This window comes from Chromobacterium sphagni, assembly GCF_001855575.1.
Taxonomy (GTDB): Bacteria; Pseudomonadota; Gammaproteobacteria; order Burkholderiales; family Chromobacteriaceae; genus Chromobacterium; species Chromobacterium sphagni.
In genome coordinates this window covers 37,135-56,780 of the sequence record NZ_MKCS01000003.1, presented here as the reverse complement: position 1 = coordinate 56,780, position 19,646 = coordinate 37,135, and the positions used below count along the sequence as shown (strand labels likewise).

The 19,646-nt window shown below is 62.3% G+C and carries 17 protein-coding genes; 11 read left to right on the top strand and 6 right to left on the bottom strand.

The genetic code is table 11. The features are described from left to right. The first annotated feature begins 1 nt into the window (after position 1). Positions 2-1,201: an EAL domain-containing response regulator gene (locus tag BI347_RS19220; protein ID WP_083339061.1), complete on the top strand. Its 1,200-nt coding sequence runs from the start codon at positions 2-4 to the stop codon at positions 1,199-1,201. Positions 1,202-1,265: 64 nt separating this feature from the next. Here BI347_RS19220 and sodB read toward each other — a convergent pair whose 3' ends face one another. Further along, positions 1,266-1,847: a superoxide dismutase [Fe] gene (gene sodB / locus BI347_RS19215; protein WP_071114175.1), complete on the bottom strand. Its 582-nt coding sequence runs from the start codon at positions 1,845-1,847 to the stop codon at positions 1,266-1,268. 111 nt (positions 1,848-1,958) lie between these two features. Between sodB and BI347_RS19210 the strand changes: the two genes are divergently transcribed. From BI347_RS19210 to BI347_RS19180, 7 genes are all read left to right on the top strand, one after another. After that, positions 1,959-3,131, top strand: a complete 1,173-nt coding sequence (locus tag BI347_RS19210; RefSeq protein ID WP_083339060.1) for a BaiN/RdsA family NAD(P)/FAD-dependent oxidoreductase — start codon at positions 1,959-1,961, stop codon at positions 3,129-3,131. Positions 3,132-3,232: 101 nt separating this feature from the next. Next, the gene (gene dnaB / locus BI347_RS19205; protein WP_071114176.1) at positions 3,233-4,642 is read left to right on the top strand and encodes a replicative DNA helicase; all 1,410 of its coding nucleotides are present in this window, start codon (positions 3,233-3,235) and stop codon (positions 4,640-4,642) included. Between the two features lie 25 nt (positions 4,643-4,667). Further along, positions 4,668-4,976 carry a (2Fe-2S) ferredoxin domain-containing protein gene (locus tag BI347_RS19200; RefSeq protein ID WP_071114177.1) on the top strand — a complete coding sequence of 103 codons (309 nt, stop codon included), beginning with the start codon at positions 4,668-4,670 and terminating at the stop codon, positions 4,974-4,976. Next, a complete protein-coding gene (locus BI347_RS19195) occupies positions 4,976-5,584 on the top strand; it encodes an alpha/beta hydrolase (RefSeq protein WP_071116795.1) in 609 nt (202 codons plus the stop codon). Before BI347_RS19200 ends, BI347_RS19195 begins: the two co-directional genes overlap by 1 nt. Before the next feature lie 56 nt (positions 5,585-5,640). Further along, the gene (locus BI347_RS19190) at positions 5,641-6,216 is read left to right on the top strand and encodes an HD domain-containing protein (protein WP_071114180.1); all 576 of its coding nucleotides are present in this window, start codon (positions 5,641-5,643) and stop codon (positions 6,214-6,216) included. Positions 6,217-6,419: 203 nt separating this feature from the next. Beyond that, positions 6,420-9,524: a hybrid sensor histidine kinase/response regulator gene (locus tag BI347_RS19185; protein WP_071116794.1), complete on the top strand. Its 3,105-nt coding sequence runs from the start codon at positions 6,420-6,422 to the stop codon at positions 9,522-9,524. Next, complete coding sequence (locus tag BI347_RS19180; RefSeq protein ID WP_071114507.1) at positions 9,521-10,624, top strand: HD-GYP domain-containing protein; 1,104 nt, start codon at positions 9,521-9,523, stop codon at positions 10,622-10,624. The genes BI347_RS19185 and BI347_RS19180 overlap by 4 nt, the downstream gene beginning before the upstream one ends. A gap of 19 nt (positions 10,625-10,643) precedes the next feature. Here BI347_RS19180 and rnk read toward each other — a convergent pair whose 3' ends face one another. From rnk to map, 3 genes are all read right to left on the bottom strand, one after another. Continuing rightward, positions 10,644-11,048, bottom strand: a complete 405-nt coding sequence (rnk, locus tag BI347_RS19175; protein WP_071114508.1) for a nucleoside diphosphate kinase regulator — start codon at positions 11,046-11,048, stop codon at positions 10,644-10,646. A gap of 162 nt (positions 11,049-11,210) precedes the next feature. Then, positions 11,211-12,068, bottom strand: a complete 858-nt coding sequence (locus BI347_RS19170) for a flagellin N-terminal helical domain-containing protein (RefSeq protein WP_071116793.1) — start codon at positions 12,066-12,068, stop codon at positions 11,211-11,213. 185 nt (positions 12,069-12,253) lie between these two features. Beyond that, on the bottom strand, positions 12,254-13,051 hold the full coding sequence (gene map, locus BI347_RS19165) for a type I methionyl aminopeptidase (protein WP_071116792.1): 798 nt from the start codon (positions 13,049-13,051) through the stop codon (positions 12,254-12,256). Positions 13,052-13,219: 168 nt separating this feature from the next. Between map and BI347_RS19160 the strand changes: the two genes are divergently transcribed. Next, a complete protein-coding gene (locus BI347_RS19160) occupies positions 13,220-13,864 on the top strand; it encodes a LysE family translocator (protein ID WP_071116791.1) in 645 nt (214 codons plus the stop codon). Positions 13,865-13,932: 68 nt separating this feature from the next. Here BI347_RS19160 and BI347_RS19155 read toward each other — a convergent pair whose 3' ends face one another. Then, a complete protein-coding gene (locus tag BI347_RS19155; protein WP_071116790.1) occupies positions 13,933-14,940 on the bottom strand; it encodes a class 1 fructose-bisphosphatase in 1,008 nt (335 codons plus the stop codon). Positions 14,941-15,086: 146 nt separating this feature from the next. Here BI347_RS19155 and BI347_RS19150 point away from each other — a divergent pair, with 146 nt between their 5' ends. Further along, positions 15,087-15,860, top strand: a complete 774-nt coding sequence (locus BI347_RS19150) for a substrate-binding periplasmic protein (protein WP_083339059.1) — start codon at positions 15,087-15,089, stop codon at positions 15,858-15,860. Positions 15,861-15,870: 10 nt separating this feature from the next. On the opposite strand, the gene gcvA is transcribed toward BI347_RS19150, so the two are convergent. After that, on the bottom strand, positions 15,871-16,755 hold the full coding sequence (gene gcvA / locus BI347_RS19145; RefSeq protein WP_071114515.1) for a transcriptional regulator GcvA: 885 nt from the start codon (positions 16,753-16,755) through the stop codon (positions 15,871-15,873). A gap of 198 nt (positions 16,756-16,953) precedes the next feature. Between gcvA and acnB the strand changes: the two genes are divergently transcribed. Next, on the top strand, positions 16,954-19,542 hold the full coding sequence (gene acnB, locus BI347_RS19140) for a bifunctional aconitate hydratase 2/2-methylisocitrate dehydratase (RefSeq protein ID WP_071116789.1): 2,589 nt from the start codon (positions 16,954-16,956) through the stop codon (positions 19,540-19,542). Positions 19,543-19,646: the final 104 nt, after the last annotated feature.

Below are 19,646 nucleotides of genomic sequence, written 5' to 3'. Positions count from 1 at the left end.
CATGGTGTATCTGGAAAAATGGTTGGGCCGCTCGGCAATGGTGGTGGAGGATTCCGCCAGCCACCGTATGCTGGCGGTCGGGCTGCTGCAGGAGCTTGGCTTCTCCATGGTGCATCAGGCGGAGAACGGCCTGGACGCCATCGCGCAATTGAACGCGCTGGACCTGGTGGATCTGGTGGTGACCGATCTGAACATGCCGGGCATGGACGGCGTCAAGCTGCTGGAAAGCATCGCGGCTTCGTTCAAGGGCAAGGTGCGGTTCGTGGCGGTAATGAGCGGCGTGCCGCGCGATGTGCTGGACACGGTGCAGGGCGTGGTGGACGCGTCCGAGCTGGAGCTGCTGGCGGTGTTTCCCAAGCCGCTGACCCTCGCCGATGTAAGGCGGGTGCTGGACGACTGCGACCCGGACTGGCATATGGCCGGCGCCGTCATCAGCAATCTGAACCTCAGCCGGGAAGAGGTGGCGCTGGCACTGGGCCTGGGGCAATTGGTGCCTTACTTTCAGCCCAAAGTGTCGATAGGCGACGGCAGCCTGCGGGGCATGGAGGCGCTGGTGCGCTGGGAGCATCCGCAGTTCGGCGTGCTGCAGCCGCCGATGTTTGTCCACCACCTGGAGCAGGGAGAACTGGCCTTGCGCTTTTTCTACCAGTTTTTGCGGCAGATCTGCTCCGAACTGAACCGCTTCTTGGCGTTGCAGCCGGACCTGCACGCCTCGATCAATCTGCCGGTGCCCTTGCTCAACGACCCCAATCTGGTGGACGAAATGACGTCCATCGTGCAGTCCTGCGGGCTGTCATGCCACTGCATCGTGGTGGAGGTGACGGAAACCTCTCTGATGTCCAATCTGGCGGCCTCGCTGGGTACCTTGGCGCGTTTGCGCCTCAACGGTTTCGGCCTGGCGATGGATGACTACGGCACTGGTTATTCTTCGATGAAACAGCTGTCGCGCAGTCCGTTCACCGAACTGAAAATAGACCGCGAATTCGTCCACGACGCCTCCAGCAGCCCCAAAAAGCTGGCCATTCTCACTGCTGCCATCGCCATGTGCCAGCGCTTGCACTTGCTGTCGGTGGCGGAGGGAGTGGAGAACGAGGAGGACTGGAAGCAGCTGTTCGCATTGGGTTGCGATGTGGCGCAAGGCTACTACCATAGCCGGCCGCTATCGGCCGAAGCTTTTCTGCAATGGATGGCCGAACGCTGAACATGGCGGCCTGTCCATGAAAAAAAAGGGGCCTATGGCCCCTTTGCTTATGCTGCCTTCGGAATCAGGCGGCGAAGTTCTTGGACGCGAAGTCCCAGTTGACCAGCTTCCAGAAGCTTTCCATATAGTTAGGGCGGCTGTTGCGGTAGTCGATATAATACGCGTGTTCCCACACGTCACAGGTCAACAGCGGCTTCTTGTCGGTGGTCAGCGGGGTGGCGGCGTTGCTGGTGGATACCAGGTCAAGCGAACCGTCGCTGTTTTTCACCAGCCAAGCCCAGCCGGAGCCGAAGGTGCCGACGGCGGTCTGGGTGAAGGCTTTTTTGAACTCGTCGAACGAACCCCACTTGGCCTTGATGGCATCGGCCAGCGCGCCGGTCGGCTCGCCGCCTGCGTTCGGGGCCAGGCCGAACCAGTAGAAGGTGTGGTTCCAGACCTGGGCGGCGTTGTTGAAGATGCCGCCGGAGGATTTGCGGACAATCTCTTCCAGGGAGGCGTTCTCGAACTCGGTGCCCTTGATCAGGTTGTTCAGATTGGTGATGTAGGTCTGGTGATGCTTGCCGTAGTGGAATTCCAGGGTTTCCTTGGAAATGTGCGGCGCCAGGGCATCGAGTGCGTACGGCAGTTCAGGCAGTTTGTGTTCCATCATGCTCTCCTTGTTGAGAAAGTAAGCCGCATAAGCGGATGCTTTAGCGTCTAGTTTACTGGAATATGCGTTGACAGGCCAATAGTTGACTGAAATGGTAAGGATAAAGATTTGCAATTTGATGTGATTGTCATTGGCGCCGGCGCGGCCGGTTTGATGTGCGCGGCCACCGCCGGCCAGCGCGGCCGCAGCGTATTGTTGCTGGATCATGCCGCCAAGCTGGCGGAGAAAATCCGCATTTCCGGCGGCGGGCGGTGCAACTTCACCAACATCAACGCCAGGTTCGATTGTTACCTGTCCGCCAACCCCAATTTCTGCCGTTCGGCGCTGGCGCAATACACGCCGCAGGACTTCATCGCCATGGTCGAGCGCCACGGCATCGCCTACCACGAGAAAAAGCTGGGCCAGCTGTTTTGCGACGACGGCAGCGAGCGGATCATCGCCATGCTGGACGAAGAATGCCGTCTGGCCGGCGTAGAGCGGCGGATGGAAACCGCCATCCAGCAGGTGTCGCGCGCCGACGCCGGCTTTACGCTGCAGACCTCCATGGGCGAGGTCAAGTCTGAATCGCTGGTGGTGGCGTCCGGCGGCTTGTCCATTCCGCAGATCGGCGCCACGCCTTTCGGTTACCAGCTTGCCGAACAGTTCGGTTTGCCAGTCACCAATTTGACTCCGGCGCTGGTGCCGCTGACCTTCCACGTCGAGGATGCCGATGCCTTCTCGCCGCTGGCGGGGGTGTCGCTGGAGGTGGAGGCGCGCGCCGGCAAGGGCAAGTTCCGCGAGAACGTGCTGTTCACCCACAAGGGCGTGTCCGGCCCGGTGATTCTTCAGGTGTCGTCTTATTGGCAGCCGGGCATGGAGTTGACGCTCAATCTGTTGCCGGATGTGGACGCCGAAAGCTGGCTGGAGAAAAAGGGCGCCAGCGAACAGCTGATCTCCAACGCGCTGGCCGAATTCCACTGGCCCAAGCGCTTCGCCGACGCCTGGCTGGACCGGGTGGGCTTCAACAAGCGCCTGAAGGACCTCAATCCCAAGCAGCGCGCCCAACTGGCCGAGCAGTTGCACCACTGGCGCGTCAAGCCCAACGGCACCCAGGGCTACAAAAAGGCCGAGGTGACGCTGGGTGGCGTCTCTACCAAGGCCCTGTCGTCGAAAACCATGATGGCGAGCGATGTGCCCGGCCTGTTCTTCATCGGCGAAGTGGTGGACGTCACCGGTTGGTTGGGCGGCTACAATTTCCAGTGGGCGTGGTCGTCCGGCTATGTGGCGGGATTGAACTGCTAACAGATGCCGGCTCGGGCCAAAGCGCGTGAGCCGGGGCACGTTTCGGGTTAGAATTACGTTTTGCCTTTTGCGCCATCCGGCGCCAAGCATCCCAGGTATACATGACACAACAGTACGAGAATTTTGATGGCGAAATGGCGGCCATCCGCACGCCGCCGCATTCGATAGAAGCCGAGCAGTCGGTGCTGGGCGGCCTGTTGCTGGACAACAGCGCCTGGGACAAGATCGCCGACGTGGTGTCGGAATCCGACTTCTACCGTCACGACCACCGGCTGATCTACAAGCACATCGCCAAGCTCGTGGAACTGGCGCGTCCGGCCGACGTGGTGACGGTGTCGGAAACGCTGGACAAGAACGCCGAGCTGGGCAACGTCGGCGGCCTGTCCTACCTCGCCACGCTGGCGCAGAACACGCCGTCCGCCGCCAACATCCGCCGCTACGCCGAAATCGTGCGCGAGCGCTCGGTGATGCGCCAGTTGGCCCAGGTCGGCACCGAGATCGCCGAGGCCGCCTACGCGCCGATGGGCCGCGACGCTTCCCAGCTGCTGGACGAAGCCGAGGGCAAGGTGTTCCAGATCGCCGAATCCACCGCCAAATCCAAGCAGGGCTTCCTGGAAATGCCGGGTCTCTTGAAGGAAGTGGTGGAGCGCATCGACATGCTGTACAGCCGCGACAACCCGGACGAAGTCACCGGGGTGCCTACCGGCTTTATCGATCTTGACGCCAAAACCTCCGGCCTGCAACCCGGCGACCTGATCATCGTCGCCGGCCGCCCGTCGATGGGCAAGACCGCCTTCTCGATGAACATCGCCGAGCACGTGGCGGTGGAAACCCGCCTGCCGGTGGCGGTGTTCTCGATGGAAATGGGCGGCGCGCAGCTGGTGATGCGTATGTTGGGCTCGGTGGGCCGGCTGGATCAGCACACCTTGCGTACCGGCAAGCTGGGCGACGACGACTGGCAGAAGCTGACCTATGCCATCGGCAAGCTGTCCGAAGCACCGATGTACATCGACGAAACCGCGGCGCTGACCGCACTGGAAGTGCGGGCCCGCTCGCGGCGCCTGGCGCGCCAGCACGGCGGCAAGCTGGGCCTGATCGTGATCGACTACCTGCAGCTGATGTCGGGCTCCGGCCGCGGCGACAACCGTACCGCCGAACTGGGCGAGATATCGCGTGGCCTGAAGGGGCTGGCCAAGGAGCTGCAGGTGCCGGTGATCGCGCTGTCGCAGCTGTCGCGGGCAGTGGAGCAGCGTCCCAACAAGCGGCCGATGATGTCCGACCTGAGGGAATCCGGCGCCATCGAGCAGGATGCCGACTTGATCGTGTTCATGTACCGCGAAGAGTACTACAGCCCGGACAACCAGGAAGTGAAGGGCCTGGCCGAGGCCATCATCGGCAAGCACCGTAACGGTCCCACCGGCGCGGTGCGGCTGGCCTTCGTCGGCAAGTACGCCAAGTTCGACAACGCCGCCACCATAGGCGTCAGCGGCTGGGCCGACAACGATTCCTGATCATCATTCAGAGCAAGAGATTCCGATGAGCTATTTCGACAAGCACGTATTCGTCTGCTGCAACCAGCGCGCCAACGGCGAAGGCTGTTGCAACAATCTGGGCGCCAGCGAGCTGCATGCGTACATGAAGGAGCAGATCAAGGCCAAGGGCCTGTCCGGCAAGGGCAAGATCCGCGTCAACAAGGCCGGTTGCCTGGATCGCTGCGACGAGGGCCCGGTGCTGGTGGTCTACCCGGAGGAGACCTGGTACACCTTCGTCGACAAGCAGGACATAGACGAAATCATCGACGAGCACATGGTGAATGGCCGGGTGGTGGAAAGGCTGAAGATCTGATGCTGAAGGCGATGAACAAGGTGGACATCGCCGGCCCGGCCGGCGCGCTGGACACCATCGTGGTGGCGGCGCAGGGCGAGGCGGCGGGCGTGGCGGTGATCTGCCACCCCAATCCGCTGCAGGGCGGCACCCACACCAACAAGGTGGTGCAAACCACCGCCAAGGCGCTGTCGCAGCTGGGTTATGTCTGCTACTGCCCCAATCTGCGCGGCGTCGGCGGCAGCGAAGGCGAGCACGACTACGGCAATGGCGAAGTGGACGACGTGATCGCGGTGGCGGCTTATGCCCAGGCGCAGCATCCCGGCCTGAAGCTGGCGCTGGCCGGCTTCTCCTTCGGCGGCTTCGTCGCCGCCCGCACCCGCGCGCGCATAGACGCCGACAAGCTGCTGTTGATGGGTGTGGCGGTGGGCAAATACCCGATCCCGACTCCCGATGTGCCCGCCGACACGCTGGTGATCCACGGCGAGGAAGACGAGGTGATTCCCTTGTCCGCGGTGATGGACTGGGCGCGGCCGCAGGGCCTGCCGGTGCTGGTGTTTCCGGGCACCAGCCACTTCTTCCACGGCAAGCTGGTGCAGCTGGCGCAGATGATACAGCGGTGCTGGTAGCATCACAGGCAGGCCTTTCCGGCCTGCCTTTTTTGTATCTGAAAAAAGAGAACGACATGCAGGAAATTATTGACTTCGTATTGGAAATCGACCGGCTGAAGCTGGTTACCCGCAAAACCCGAGTCTTGAATAGCGACCGCTATGAAAATTCGGCCGAACACAGTTGGCAGATCGCCTTGCTGGCGACGTCGTTGCAGCCTTACGCCGCCGAGCCGGTGGATATCAACAAGGTGGTGGCGATGCTGCTGGTGCACGACATCGGCGAGATCGAGACCGGCGACACCATAGTCTACGCCGAAGGCGGCTGGGAAGAGCGCAAGGCGCAGGAGCTGGCCTGCGTCACCCGCATTTTCGGCCTGCTGCCGGAGGCGCAAGGCCAGCGCTTTCTGGCGCTGTGGCGCGAGTTCGAGGATGGACAGAGCGCCGAGGCGCGTTTCGCCCACGCCGCCGACCGCGCGATGCCGGTGCTGTTGAACCTGGCCAACAATGGCCAGAGCTGGCGTGAGAATGGCATCCGCCATGAACAGGTGGTCAAACGCATCGGCCCGCCGGTGCGGCAAGGCTGTCCGGCGCTGTGGACATACCTGGAGACCAGGCTGGAGCATGCCCGCGAACAGGGTTGGCTAGGCTGAGCGCAACCGCCAGGATCGCGATGGCCGGCCATGCGCGGCCATCCATCCTACCAATCAGTATATTTACTTATCCTTTCAAGCACGCCATGCTATGAAAGATGCGCCGTGCCACTGACTTTCCTATGCTATATATCAAGCAATTGAACTGATTTGCTCTCCGGAAGAGGAGATTACGCAGTACTGTTCAGCGGAGAGCGGTGCATATGCTGCGATCAAACCCGGCCACCTCGGAACGATTCGAATTTCTGTCCACCTTGCCGCCACCGCGTAGCCAGCTTCGGCTTGCGCTTGCCGTGATTCTGGTGTCCGCGCTGGTGTTCGTCATCGCGGTGCCTTTTGTCAAAATACCGCTTGCCAAAGTATGGGCTTTCATCCCCAGCTACGAGTCGGCGCTGATAGTCAATGATCTGCTCACCTCCGTCCTGCTGTTTGGCCAATTCGCCATTTTGCGGCTGCGATCCTTGCAGGTGCTGGCAACCGCTTACCTGTACACCGCCCTGATGGCCATGATTCATGCGCTCACCTTTCCAGGTTTATTTTCTGAAAATGGCCTGCTGGGCGCCATGCCGCAAACGACAGCCTGGCTGTACATGTTCTGGCACAGCGGATTCCCTTTATTCATTATCGCCTATGTCCTGCTTGCCAATCGCAAGGACAAGACTCAAGGCCATGTCCGTATTGGACTCTCCATTCTGGCCTGCGTCGGCATGACGGTGGCCGTGGTGTTCGGTTTGACCCTGCTGGCGACGATCGGGCACGATCATCTTCCCGTCATTATCAAGGACCGTGTTTATACGGAAAAGATGTGGGGAGTGGCCACGGGCCTATGGACGCTGACGCTGCTGGCTTTTGCGATGATCTGCCTCAGGCGCGCCCGGACATTGCTGGATGTCTGGCTGACTGTGGTGATGTTTTCCTGGCTATGCGATATCGCCTTGTCGACCCTGCTCAATGCCAGACGGTTTGACGTTGGTTTCTATGTCGGGCGGGGGTATGGCCTGTTGGCGGCAAGCTTTGTGCTGGTGGTGCTGCTGCTGGAAAACGGCAAGCTGTATGCCCGCCTGGTCGATACCGCGACCGAATTGAAAGACGCCAAGCAGGTCGCGGAGGCAGCGACTCAAGCCAAGTCGATGTTCCTGGCCAATATGAGCCACGAAATCCGCACGCCGATGAACGCCATCATCGGTATGTCCTATCTGGCTCTGAAAACCGGGCTGACCGAGCAGCAGCGCGACTATGTCAGCAAGATCCACAACGCAGGCACCTCGCTGCTGGGCATCATCAACGACATCCTGGATTTCTCCAAAGTGGAGGCCGGCAAGCTGGATCTGGAATTCCAGCCATTTTGGTTGGACGACGTGCTGGAGAGCATTTCCGCGCTGGTGGCGCAGAAAGCCTCCGACAAGGGGTTGGAGCTGCTATTCGAAACGAGGAGGGATGTGCCGCAGGGACTGATCGGCGATGCGTTGCGGCTGGGGCAGATTCTGACCAACCTGGTCAACAACGCGATCAAGTTCACGGAGAAAGGCCAGGTTGCCATCATCATCACCCTGGCGGACCAGATCGGCGACAAGGTCCAGTTGCGCTTCTGTGTGCACGACACTGGCATCGGGATGACGGAAGAGCAGGTGGCGAAGCTGTTTCAGGCATTCCGCCAGGCTGACGGCTCCACCACCCGGCGTTTTGGCGGCACCGGACTCGGCTTGACCATTTCCAAGCGGCTGGTGGAGATGATGGGCGGCACGATACAGGTGGAGTCCGCGCCGGACTGGGGCAGTTCCTTCGTCTTCAGCACCTGGCTGGGACTGTCCCAGGCGGTGGATGCCCGCCGCAAGTCCCTGCCGAGTGAAACCAAGGGCATGCGCATCCTGGTTGTGGACGATAACGCCTCGGCGAGGGATATCCTGTCGGAGCAATTGCGCGCGCTGGATTTCATCGTCAGCACTTGCGCTCAGGGCATGGAAGCCATCTCGCTGGTGCGGCAGGCCAGCTTCAAGCAACCCTTCGATGCGATTTTCGTCGACTGGATGATGCCGGAAATGGACGGCATCGAAACGATCAAACGCATCCGCGAAATCACGCGCGCCGCGCGCGTCGTCCTGGTCACGGCCTTTGGCCGGGACGATGTGCGCACCATGGCTCTGGCCGCCGGCAGCAACGCATTTTTGCTGAAGCCGGTCAGCCAGTCGTCGTTGTTCGATGTGATCGTCGAGGTTTTTGATCACGGCCCGCGCAACGGGACTCCGCGGGTAACGGAAGACGTGCAATGCCTGGCCGGGCTGCGCCTGCTGCTGGCAGAGGACAATCAGATCAACCAGCAGATTGCGGTGGAGCTGCTGGAGAAGGCTGGCGCCACCATCACCGTGGCCGGCAATGGCCAGTTGGTGTTGGACCAACTGGTCGCCCATGGGCCGGAAGGCTTCGACGCGGTGCTGATGGATGTGCAGATGCCGGTGATGGACGGCATTGAGGCCACCCGCTGGATACGGGAGGACTCCCGGTTCGCCGCTTTGCCCATCATCGCGATGACGGCGGATGCCTTGCTGGAGGAAAGGGAAAACTGCCTGGCCGCCGGCATGGTGGACCATATCGCCAAGCCGATCGATCCCCACCAGATGTTCGCCACCCTGCTGCGCTGGACGCGGCCGACCGGAAATCATCCGGCAAAACACGCCGTCGTGAAAGACGAGTCGCGGACGGAAGCGCGAGCCATGCCGGTTGTTGATGGCCTGAATGTCTCTGCCGGCCTGCGCCGTGTGGCGGGCAACCGCGAGCTGTACCTGCATTTGCTGCGCCAGTTTGCAACGGAGGAGGCGGATGCGGCGGAGCGTCTGGGGGCCGCCCTGAACGCCGGCGACTATCAATCCGCAGAACGCATCGCGCATACCCTGAAAGGCATCAGCGGAAGCATTGGTTTTCCCGAGCTGCAGGAAATCGCCATGAAGCTGGAGCAGGCCATTCGCGCCCGCGAAGGCTACGAAGCGATACTGGTGTCGCTGACTGCGCGGATGGCGCATCTCGTCGCGGCATTGCGCAACGCGCTGGACGCGCTGGCGCCGGCCGCGGATACGGAGGAAACGCAAGGGGCCGGCCTGCTGGCGCAGCTTGCTGCCTTGCTGGCCGCCAGCGACGGCGAAGCCTTGGGATATTTCCTGGCGCACTCCGCTGAAGTCAGGGAAACCTTCCCTGGCGATGACTATACGGCTTTCGAAAAAGCGCTGATCAACTTTGACTTTCCCGCGGCGCTGGCATCCCTGTGTGCTGCGGCGGCGCAGCAGGGCATCACGTTTCCGGAGGATGCATCATGAACGCAGTGCCCGACCTGAGACGCCAAACGGTCCTGATCGTGGACGATACGCCGGAAAGCCTCACCCAGCTTTATGGCTTGCTGAAAGACCATTACCGCACCCAGATTGCCAACGGCGGCGAGAGAGCGCTGCAGATCGTGGCCGGCGACACCTTGCCGGACCTGGTGTTGCTGGATGTGATGATGCCGGGCATCGGTGGACTGGAAGTCTGCCGCCGCCTCAAGGATGATCCGCGTACCGCGGAAATTCCGGTGATTTTCCTGACGGCGATGAGCGAGAACGAGGACGAGCAGGCGGGTTTCGACGCCGGCGCGGTCGACTACATCATCAAACCCATCTCGCCGCCCATCGTCATGGCGCGCGTCTCCACCCACCTCCGTCTCAAGGCCGCCTCGGACTTCCTGGAGGACAAGGCCGCCTTCCTGCAAAGCGAGGTGGAGCGCCGCACCCGTGAAGTGCAGGTCATTCAGGATGTCACGATCATGGCGCTGGCATCGTTGGCGGAAACCAGGGATCATGAAACCGGCAACCATCTGCGACGGACGCAGAACTACGTCCGCGCGCTGGCGGTCGAGTTGCGCAAACATCCAAAATATCGGCTGGAGCTGAATGACGAAACCATCATGATGCTGTACAAGTCGGCACCGCTGCACGATATCGGCAAGGTCGGCATCCCCGACCACATTCTACTGAAGCCGGGTCGCTTGACGCCTGAAGAGTTCGAAGTGATGAAAACGCACACCACGCTCGGCCGCGACACCATTGCCGCGGCCGAGAGAATGCTGGATGCGCCCAGCAACTTTCTGCGGCTGGCGCGCGAGATTGCGCATTGCCACCAGGAAAAATGGGATGGCAGCGGCTATCCCCAGGGGCTGGCTGGGGAGAATATTCCGCTTTCCGCGCGCCTGATGGCGTTGGCGGACGTCTACGATGCGCTGATCTCGCGCAGGGTGTACAAGCCTGCCTTCGCGCACGAGCAGGCGGTGGAAATGATGCGGGAAGGCAGCGGCCGGCATTTCGATCCTGAAGTGGTCAAGGCTTTTCTGCAGATTTCCGACGAATTCCACACTATTGCCCTGAGGTATACCGACGAATCGTAGCAAGCCGGATCGGAGTGGGCTAGCGGTGGTATTCGCCGGCCGCCTCCGGTTGGTAGACGATTTCCAGCACGGTCAGGCGGGTGGTGCCGGAAGGTGTTGGCCACTGCATGTCCTGCCCGGTGGATAGGCCGAGCAGCGCGGCGCCTATCGGTGCCAGCACGGAGATCCGGCCTTGTTCGCTATCGGCATCGCGCGGGTAGACCAGCGTAAGCAGTTTCTCCTGGCCGTCGCCCAGACGGATGCGCGCGCGGCTGTTCATGGTGATGACATTGGCCGGCATGGCCTCTGGCTCCACCACGTCGGCGCGTTCCAGCTCTGCCTCCAGTCGACCGGCGACCGGATGGTCCCTCTCGCAAGTCTCCAGCAGCGCGGCCAGGCGCTCGTAATCGAGCGAGGAAACCATGATGGCTGGGGTAATCGACATATGAGACTCCTTCAGATGGACAAAGGGCACCGCGATGGGTGCCCTGTGGACAAATCCTGGATGGATTCACAAGTCGATCATAAAGGATTCAAAGCCGCGCAAACAAGGCTTGCGCGGCAATTATTTTGCATCTTGCGGCCGGAACTTTTTCAATAAATTGCCTTAGCCCAGCAAGGACAAGGCTGCTTGGGGCGCGATGTTCGCCTGGCGCTGGGTCAGGGCTGCGGATTGACCCAGGATTTGCTGCGACGCCAGTTGCGCGCTGGCTGCCGCGTAGTCGGTGTCGCTGATCCGGCTATTGGCCGCCTCGGTGCTGATATTGGAGGTTTGCAGATTGCTGATGACCGAATCGAAGCTGTTGCCGACGGTGCCGAGCGTGGTGCGTTGCGCGCCTATGGTATTGAGGTCGCTCTGCGCGCTTTGCTGGGCGGTCAGCGCATTGGCCTGGGTGGTGATGTCGATGGTGTTGGTGGCCGCCAGATTGGCGTTGTAGCCATTGAGTCCGCCGGACGAGGGCGCCGCCGACAGGTTGATGCCGGGAACGGTGACCTGATTGGAGGCGGTGCCGTTCGGTCCGACTTGAAAAGTCGTGGAGTTGCCACCGGTCAGCAGCGGGGTGCCGTTGTACTGGGCGCTCTGCACGATTTGTGAATTGGCCTGGGTCAGTTGGTCAACCTGCTGCTGCAATGCCTGGCGGTTGCTGCTGTTGAGCGCGCCGTCGCCTGACTGGATCGCCAGGTTCTGAATCTGCTGGGTATTGTCTTGCAGCTGGCCCAGAGCGGAATCGGCGGTCTGCACCAGGGAAATCCCGTCGCTGGTGTTGTTCAGCGCCTGGTTGTTGCCGTTGATCTGCGCTTGCAGTTGCTGTGAGATGGCTTGATTCGCCGCGTTGACCGAATCGCCGCTGAGCTGCGAGCCGGAGCCCAGTTCGGCCAGCACCTGCTTGGTTGCCTGCTGAGTCTTGCTCAACTGATATTGCCCGGCCAGCGAGGCCAGGTTGCTGTTGACGGTAAGTGCCATGGTGTTTCTCCTGCAAGCTGACTGCTCTAGACAATACTATTGCTTCAGTTTAGAAACAATGGCTTGTCGGCACAATAGCAATTTAAAGATCGCAACAATTCAGGGCGGGAATCAGGCGCCGCAAGCCACGATGGCAAACAAAAAGGCCTGCATGGAATGCAGGCCCCGCGGCAGGCTGGTGATGCTTACTTTACGCCGGGCTTTTCTGGCGTGCCGGCGGACTGGGTCAGGATTTCATAGCCGGTTTCCGTGACCAGTACGGTGTGTTCCCATTGGGCGGACAGGCTGCGGTCCTTGGTGACCACGGTCCAGCCGTCGGCCAGCATGCGCAGATGGCGCTTGCCCTGGTTGATCATCGGTTCGATGGTGAAGATCATGCCTGCCTGGATTTCCAGTCCGGTGCCTGGACGGCCGTAATGCAGGATCTGCGGCTCCTCGTGGAATTTCTTGCCTATGCCGTGGCCGCAGAACTCCTGCACCACGCTGTAGCCGGCGGCTTCGGCATGGCTTTGGATCGCGTAGCCGATGTCGCCCAGCTTGATGCCGGGCTTGACCTTCTCGATTCCCTTCCACATGCATTCATAGGTGATCTTGCACAGGCGCCTGGCGTGCGGGCTGACCTCGCCGACATAGAACATGCGACTGGTGTCGCCGTGGTAGCCGTCCTTGATCACGGTGATGTCCAGATTGACGATGTCGCCGTTTTTCAGCGGCTTGTCGTTGGGAATGCCGTGGCAGATGACGTGGTTGACCGAGGTGCAGATCGACTTGGGGTAGGGGATGTGGCCATCGGGAGCGTAGTTCAGCGGCGCCGGGATGGTGCCTTGCTCCTTCACCATGTAGTCGTGGCACAGCTTGTCTATGGCTTCGGTGGTGACGCCGGGCTTGATATGGGGAGTGATGAAGTCCAGGACCTCGGAGGCCAGGCGGCCCGCGATGCGCATTTTCTCGATGTCCTGCGCGTCTTTCAGATGGATGCTCATGGGTGGCTTGCGTGTTCTGTCGGCTAATGAGACGTAATTCTAGCAAAATGCGCGGCGGCGGGCACGTGGCCGCACTGCCGGGCGGGCCTGGGCGCTGAAAAGCCGCCGTTGCGCGCGGTGGATGGATGCCTCATCATCACGATGATGAATGACTAAGCGGGAGAGAGCATGACGACGCATCATCTGCCGGCAGAGCTGCTGCTGGCCTATTCCGCCTATTTGCTTGGCGCCGCCAGCCCGGGCCCTAGCAATCTGGCCATCATGGCCGCCGCCATGCATGCCGGCAGGCGCCAGGCGCTGATCCTGGCGCTTGGCGTGGCATGCGGCTCGCTGTTCTGGGGCGCGCTGGCGGCGCTGGGGCTTTCCGCGCTGCTGGCCGGCAGCGCGGCGGCCTTGCTGGCGATGAAGATCCTTGGCGGCCTGTATCTGCTGTCGCTGGCCTTCAAGTCTGGTCGTTCGGCGTTGGCGCCCGATCGCGGCCCGCCGGCGCGGGCTGGGACCGGAGCCGGCGCGGCGCGGATTTTCCTGCGCGGCGCGGCCATGCATCTCACCAATCCCAAGGCGATCTTCGTCTGGCTGTCCATCGTGTCGCTGGCCATGCCCGCCGGCGCCACGGCGCGGGACGCGCTGCAAGTGGTGGCCGGCTGCGGCCTGATCGGCCTTCTGGTATTCGGCGCTTATGCAATGCTGTTTTCCATGCCCATGGTGCGGCGAGGCTTTTTGCGGATGCGCAGCTGCTTCGACGGCGCGCTGGCGCTGATGTTCGGCTATGCCGGTTGGCGGACGCTGGCGTCCGCGCTCAAGCCGTTTTGAGAGCGGCCGGAATCGAAAAAAGCCCGCACGACGCGGGCTTCTTTCTTTGCTTGGCCGGTCCGGCCGGCTTACTTTTGTTCCTGATGGTAGCGGGTGACCAGCTCCACTTCCTCTTTGGATCCCAGAAACACCGCCACCCGTTCGTGCAGCTTCTGCGGCACGATGTCCATGATGCGCTGTTGGCCGTTGGTGGCCGCGCCGCCGGCCTGCTCGATGACGAAGGCCATCGGGTTGCCTTCGTACATCAGGCGCAGCTTGCCGGCCTTGCCCGGGTCGCGCGCGTCCTTCGGGTACATGAAGATGCCGCCGCGAGTGATGATGCGGTGCACTTCCGCCACCATCGACGCCACCCAGCGCATATTGAAGTCGCGGCCGCGCGGGCCGGCGCTGCCGGCCAGCAGCTCTTCCACATAGCGGCGCACCGGCGCGTCCCAGTGGCGCATATTGGACATGTTGATGGCGAATTCGCCGGTGCGCTCCGGCACCTGCATGTCCGGGTGGGTCAGCACGAAGGAGCCGTGTTCGCGGTCCAGGGTGAAGCCGTGCACGCCGCTGCCGAAAGTCAGCACCAGCATGGTCTGCGGGCCGTATACGGTGTAGCCGGCGGCCACCTGGCGGGTGCCCGGCTGCAGGAAGTCCTGCTCGGACGGCATGGTGACGCCTTCCGGGCAGCGCAGGATGGAGAAAATGGTGCCCACCGAGATGTTGACGTCGATATTGGACGAGCCGTCCAGCGGGTCGAACATCAGCAGGTATTCGCCCTTCGGGTATTCGCCCGGGATGTGGTAAGGCAGCTCCATCTCTTCCGACGCCATCGCCGCCAGGCTGCCGCCCCATTCGTTGGCGTCCAGCAGGAAGTCGTTGGCGATCACGTCCAGTTTCTTCTGCGCTTCGCCCTGCACATTGCCGGTGCCGGCTTCGCCCAGCACCCCGGCCAGCGCGCCCTTGTTGACCGAATAGCTGATCGCCTTGCAGGCGCGGCCAACGGTTTCGATCAGCAGGCGCAGTTCCGGCGGCAGCGTGCCGGCCTTGCGTTGCTGTTCGATCAGAAAGCGGGAGAGGGTGATGCGGCTCATGGCGTTCCTTCAGGGAATGGGTGGGTGCGCGAATCATAATGCCGACGGTTTGCCAGCACAACGCGGCATTATAGCGAATAAGTTGGCGGCGGCGGCGGCGGGAAACTATTACGAAGATGTTAGGTGATTTTACCTAGGAGCCAGCCATGCCGAGCCTAGTCTTGTTGCTCTTGCTGCTTTGCTGCGCCTGGCCGGCGAGGGCGTTGACCATCTACACCGAGGACTGGCCGCCGATCACCTTTCAGCGCAACGGGGTGGCCGACGGCATGGCGGTGGAGGTGGTGCGGGAAATCCAGTCCCGCATTCATGACAACTCCCCGATCGAAGTGGTGCCCTGGGCGCGCGGCTACAAGGAACTGCTGACCAGCCCCGAGGTGATGCTGTTCACGGTCGGGCGCAGCGAGGCCCGCGAGAGGCAGATGTCGCTGCTGGGGCCGATCGCCGTCTCGCAAACGGTGCTGCTCGCGCGCAAGGGCGAGGCGGCCAGGCTGTTGGCGCTGGGCGCCGGCATCTACCAGCGCCCGGTGGGCGCCTACCGCGGCAGCATCTTCGCCGACGCCGCCTCGGCGGCGGGCTTTGTCGAGGTCGACTTGGCGCCCACGCCGCAGGTGACGGCGCAGAAGCTGCTGCTGGGCCGCTACGACATGTGGGTGGAGGGCGGCTTTGTGGTTTCGTCGGTGCTGAGGGACATCCACCAGCCGGCGGACGCGGTTGAAGTGGTGCGGGTGCTGGAGTCGCTGGAGCTGTATCTGGCGTTTTCCCGCGGCACCGGCGCCGACGAGGTGCGGCACTGGCAGGACGGCTTCGCCGCCATCAAGAAAGACGGCACCTTCAAGCGCATCTACAACAAATGGCTGCCGCGCGATGCCGCGCCCATGGATTTGCGCCTGATCGGCGTGCCGCCGGGGCCGGCTCGCTAACGCCGGGCGTTTATGCCGAAGCGGCTTCGCTTTCCAGCCAGCGGCGGAAAGCCGCCACTGTGGAATCCTCCGCCGCCATGCGCGGCACCACCCAGCAGTAGTCCCGTACCGTGGCGACCGGCGCGGCAAGGGGCGAAACCAGCGCGCCGGCGTCTATTTGCGCCTGGGCCATCGGCATCGGTCCCAGCACCACGCCCAGCCCGTCCACGGCCGCCTGCAGCGCCAGCGAGAATTTGTCGAAATGCATGCTGCTGGCCGATCGCAGCTCCGGCACGCCGGCCAGCGTCAACCAGCGCGGCCAGGCGGTGGGGCGGGTATCGGCGTGCAGCAGCGTGTGGGAAGTGAGGTCGGCCGGGCTTTGCAGCGGAATACGCGACAGCAGCGCCGGACTGCACAGCGGCAGTTCCCACTCTTTCAGAAAGGGTTTGGCGATATGGCCGGGCCAGTCGCCGGGGCCGCGGCGGATGGCCAGATCGAACGGCGCGTCCAGCCGGCTGATGTCGCGATCGGAGGTCGCCAGATGCAGCTCCAGGTCGGGAAACTGGGCGCGGAAGCCCGCCAGCCGGGGCAGCAGCCAGTAGCTGGCGAACGTGGGTGTGGAATTGATGCTGAGCCGGCGCTGGTTGTTGGGCAGCAGCAGTTGCGAAGTGGCGTTGGCGATCAAATCCAGTCCGTCCTGCACCTGCACCAGGTAGCGCCAGCCGGCGTCGGTCAGCTTGACCCGGCCGCCGCTGCGCTCGAACAGAAGGATACCGAGCCAGTCTTCCAGCTGCTTTATCTGTTTGCTCACAGCGCCGTGGGTGACGAACAGTTCGCCCCCGGCGGCGGAAAAGCTTTCCAGCCGGGCGGCAGCCTCGAAAATGCGCAAGGAGTTCAGGGGAGGGTAAGTGCTCATGCTGTGATTTTAACTCACAATCCATGTTGCCATTACTCGTTTGTATGCAATCGTCTAAACGCGTAATCTTCATTCATTACAAAGTGCATCATTCACACGCGCCATCGCCGGATAATGATGCGGAATCGTCGAATGAAGTTTGCCGGCCGCCTTGCGCCGGCAGACTTGCCAACAACCAAGCCAAGAAGGTCCCAAGTCATGCTAGAAGCTTATCGTCAGCACGTTGCCGAGCGCGCAGCGCTGGGCATCCCCCCCCTGCCGCTGTCCGCCAAGCAGGTTGAAGAACTGGTCGAACTGCTGAAAAACCCGCCCAAAGGTGAGGAAAGCACTCTGGTCGATCTGATCACCCACCGCGTGCCGCCTGGCGTGGATGATGCCGCCAAGGTCAAGGCGTCCTTCCTGGCCGCCGTCGCCGAAGGCAGCGTGAAGTCGCCGCTGGTTTCGCGCGAACTGGCTACCGAGCTGTTGGGCACCATGCTGGGCGGCTACAACATCAAGCCGCTGATCGACCTGCTGGACGACAAGGCCGTGGCGCAGATCGCCGCCAACGGCCTGAAGAAAACCCTGCTGATGTTCGACTCCTTCCACGACGTGAAGGAGAAGATGGACAAGGGCAATGGCTTTGCCAAGGAAGTGGTGGAATCCTGGGCCAACGCCGAATGGTTCACCAGCCGTCCGGAAGTGGCGCAGAAGATCACCGTCACCGTATTCAAGGTGCCGGGCGAAACCAACACCGACGACCTGTCGCCGGCGCCGGACGCCTGGAGCCGCCCGGACATCCCGCTGCACTACCTGGCCATGCTGAAGAACCCGCGCCCGGACGCCAAGTTCGTGCCGGAAGAAGAGGGCAAGCGCGGCCCGATGCAGTTCATCGACGACCTGAAGGCCAAGGGCAACCTGGTGGCCTACGTCGGCGACGTGGTCGGCACCGGCTCCTCCCGCAAGTCGGCCACCAACTCGGTGGTGTGGGCTACCGGCCAGGACATTCCTTACGTCCCGAACAAGCGCTTCGGCGGCGTTACCCTGGGCGGCAAGATCGCGCCCATCTTCTTCAACACCCAGGAAGACTCCGGCTCGCTGCCGATCGAAGTGGACGTTTCCACGCTGGAAATGGGCGATGTGATAGACATCTACCCGTACAGCGGCAAGATCGAGAAGAACGGCGCCGTGGTCGCCGAGTTCAAGCTGAAGTCCGAAGTGATCCTGGACGAAGTGCGCGCCGGCGGCCGCATCAACCTGATCATCGGCCGCGGCCTGACTTCCAAGGCGCGCGAAGCGCTGGGCCTGCCGGCTTCCACCACCTTCCGCCTGCCCAAGTCTCCGGTCGATTCCGGCAAGGGCTTCACGCTGGGCCAGAAGATGGTCGGCCGCGCCTGTGGCCTGCAAGAAGGCAAGGGCGTGCGCCCCGGCACCTACTGCGAACCGAAAATGACCACCGTCGGCTCGCAGGACACCACCGGCCCGATGACCCGCGACGAGCTGAAAGACCTCGCCTGTCTGGGCTTCTCCGCCGATCTGGTGATGCAGTCGTTCTGCCATACCGCCGCCTATCCCAAGCCGGTGGACGTCAAGATGCACAAGGAGCTGCCGTCCTTCATCTCCACCCGCGGCGGCGTAAGCCTGCGCCCGGGCGACGGCGTGATCCACAGCTGGCTGAACCGCCTGCTGCTGCCTGACACCGTCGGCACCGGCGGCGACAGCCACACCCGCTTCCCGATCGGCATCTCCTTCCCGGCCGGTTCCGGCCTGGTGGCCTTCGCCGCCGCCACCGGCGTGATGCCGCTGGACATGCCCGAATCGGTGCTGGTGCGCTTCAAGGGCAAGCTGCAGCCAGGCGTCACGCTGCGCGACCTGGTCAACGCCATTCCGCTGTACGCGATCAAGCAGGGCCTGCTGACCGTGGCCAAGGCCGGCAAGAAGAACATCTTCTCTGGCCGCATCCTGGAAATCGAAGGTTTGCCGGAGTTGAAGGTTGAGCAGGCGTTCGAGCTGACCGACGCCTCGGCCGAGCGCTCCGCCGCCGGCTGCACCGTGCACCTGAACAAGGAGCCCATCGTCGAGTACATGCGCTCCAACATCACCCTGATGAAGGCGATGATCGCCGACGGCTACCAGGATGCCCGCACCCTGGAGCGCCGCATCAAGGCGATGGAAGAGTGGATCGCTAAGGGCCAGCTCTTGAAGGCCGACGCCGACGCCGAATACGCCGCCGTGATCGAGATCGATCTGGCCGACGTCAAGGAACCCATCGTCGCCTGCCCGAACGACCCGGACGACGTGAAGTTCATGTCCGAAGTGGCCGGCACCAAGATCGACGAAGTGTTCATCGGCTCCTGCATGACCAATATCGGCCACTTCCGCGCCGCCTCCAAGTTGCTGGAAGGCAAGGCCGATATCCCGGTCAAACTGTGGGTGGCCCCGCCCACCAAAATGGACGCCAAGCAGCTGACTGAGGAAGGCCATTACGGCATCCTCGGCCGCGCCGGCGCGCGCATGGAAATGCCGGGCTGCTCGCTGTGCATGGGCAACCAGGCGCAAGTGCGCGAAGGCGCCACCGTGATGTCCACCTCCACCCGCAATTTCCCGAACCGTCTGGGCAAGAACTCCAACGTGTTCCTGGGTTCGGCGGAACTGGCGGCGATTTGCTCCAAACTGGGCAAGATCCCGACGGTGGAGGAATATCAGGCCAATATTGGCATCATCAACGAGAAGGGCGCCGAAGTTTACCAATATCTGAATTTCGACAAGATCGAAGAATATCAGGAACTGGCAGCCAGCAAGGGTTGATGGATTAGCCTCTGAGGCAGCCAACGCCGTTCATCCGCAAGGATGGGCGGCGTTTTTCATTGAGGAGACGGCGGAAGAGCTTTGGGGCAGTTCCATGCGGCAGG

Bases quoted from the DNA above. Each gene is read 5' to 3' on its own strand.
- BI347_RS19220 (WP_083339061.1), top strand. From the start codon at position 2: ATGGTGTATCTGGAAAAATGGTTGGGCCGCTCGGCAATGGTGGTGGAG.
- sodB (WP_071114175.1), bottom strand. From the start codon at position 1,847: ATGGAACACAAACTGCCTGAACTGCCGTACGCACTCGATGCCCTGGCG.
- dnaB (WP_071114176.1), top strand. From the start codon at position 3,233: ATGACACAACAGTACGAGAATTTTGATGGCGAAATGGCGGCCATCCGC.
- BI347_RS19200 (WP_071114177.1), top strand. From the start codon at position 4,668: ATGAGCTATTTCGACAAGCACGTATTCGTCTGCTGCAACCAGCGCGCC.
- BI347_RS19195 (WP_071116795.1), top strand. From the start codon at position 4,976: ATGCTGAAGGCGATGAACAAGGTGGACATCGCCGGCCCGGCCGGCGCG.
- BI347_RS19190 (WP_071114180.1), top strand. From the start codon at position 5,641: ATGCAGGAAATTATTGACTTCGTATTGGAAATCGACCGGCTGAAGCTG.
- BI347_RS19185 (WP_071116794.1), top strand. From the start codon at position 6,420: ATGCTGCGATCAAACCCGGCCACCTCGGAACGATTCGAATTTCTGTCC.
- BI347_RS19180 (WP_071114507.1), top strand. From the start codon at position 9,521: ATGAACGCAGTGCCCGACCTGAGACGCCAAACGGTCCTGATCGTGGAC.
- rnk (WP_071114508.1), bottom strand. From the start codon at position 11,048: ATGTCGATTACCCCAGCCATCATGGTTTCCTCGCTCGATTACGAGCGC.
- BI347_RS19170 (WP_071116793.1), bottom strand. From the start codon at position 12,068: ATGGCACTTACCGTCAACAGCAACCTGGCCTCGCTGGCCGGGCAATAT.
- map (WP_071116792.1), bottom strand. From the start codon at position 13,051: ATGAGCATCCATCTGAAAGACGCGCAGGACATCGAGAAAATGCGCATC.
- BI347_RS19160 (WP_071116791.1), top strand. From the start codon at position 13,220: ATGACGACGCATCATCTGCCGGCAGAGCTGCTGCTGGCCTATTCCGCC.
- BI347_RS19155 (WP_071116790.1), bottom strand. From the start codon at position 14,940: ATGAGCCGCATCACCCTCTCCCGCTTTCTGATCGAACAGCAACGCAAG.
- BI347_RS19150 (WP_083339059.1), top strand. From the start codon at position 15,087: ATGCCGAGCCTAGTCTTGTTGCTCTTGCTGCTTTGCTGCGCCTGGCCG.
- gcvA (WP_071114515.1), bottom strand. From the start codon at position 16,755: ATGAGCACTTACCCTCCCCTGAACTCCTTGCGCATTTTCGAGGCTGCC.
- acnB (WP_071116789.1), top strand. From the start codon at position 16,954: ATGCTAGAAGCTTATCGTCAGCACGTTGCCGAGCGCGCAGCGCTGGGC.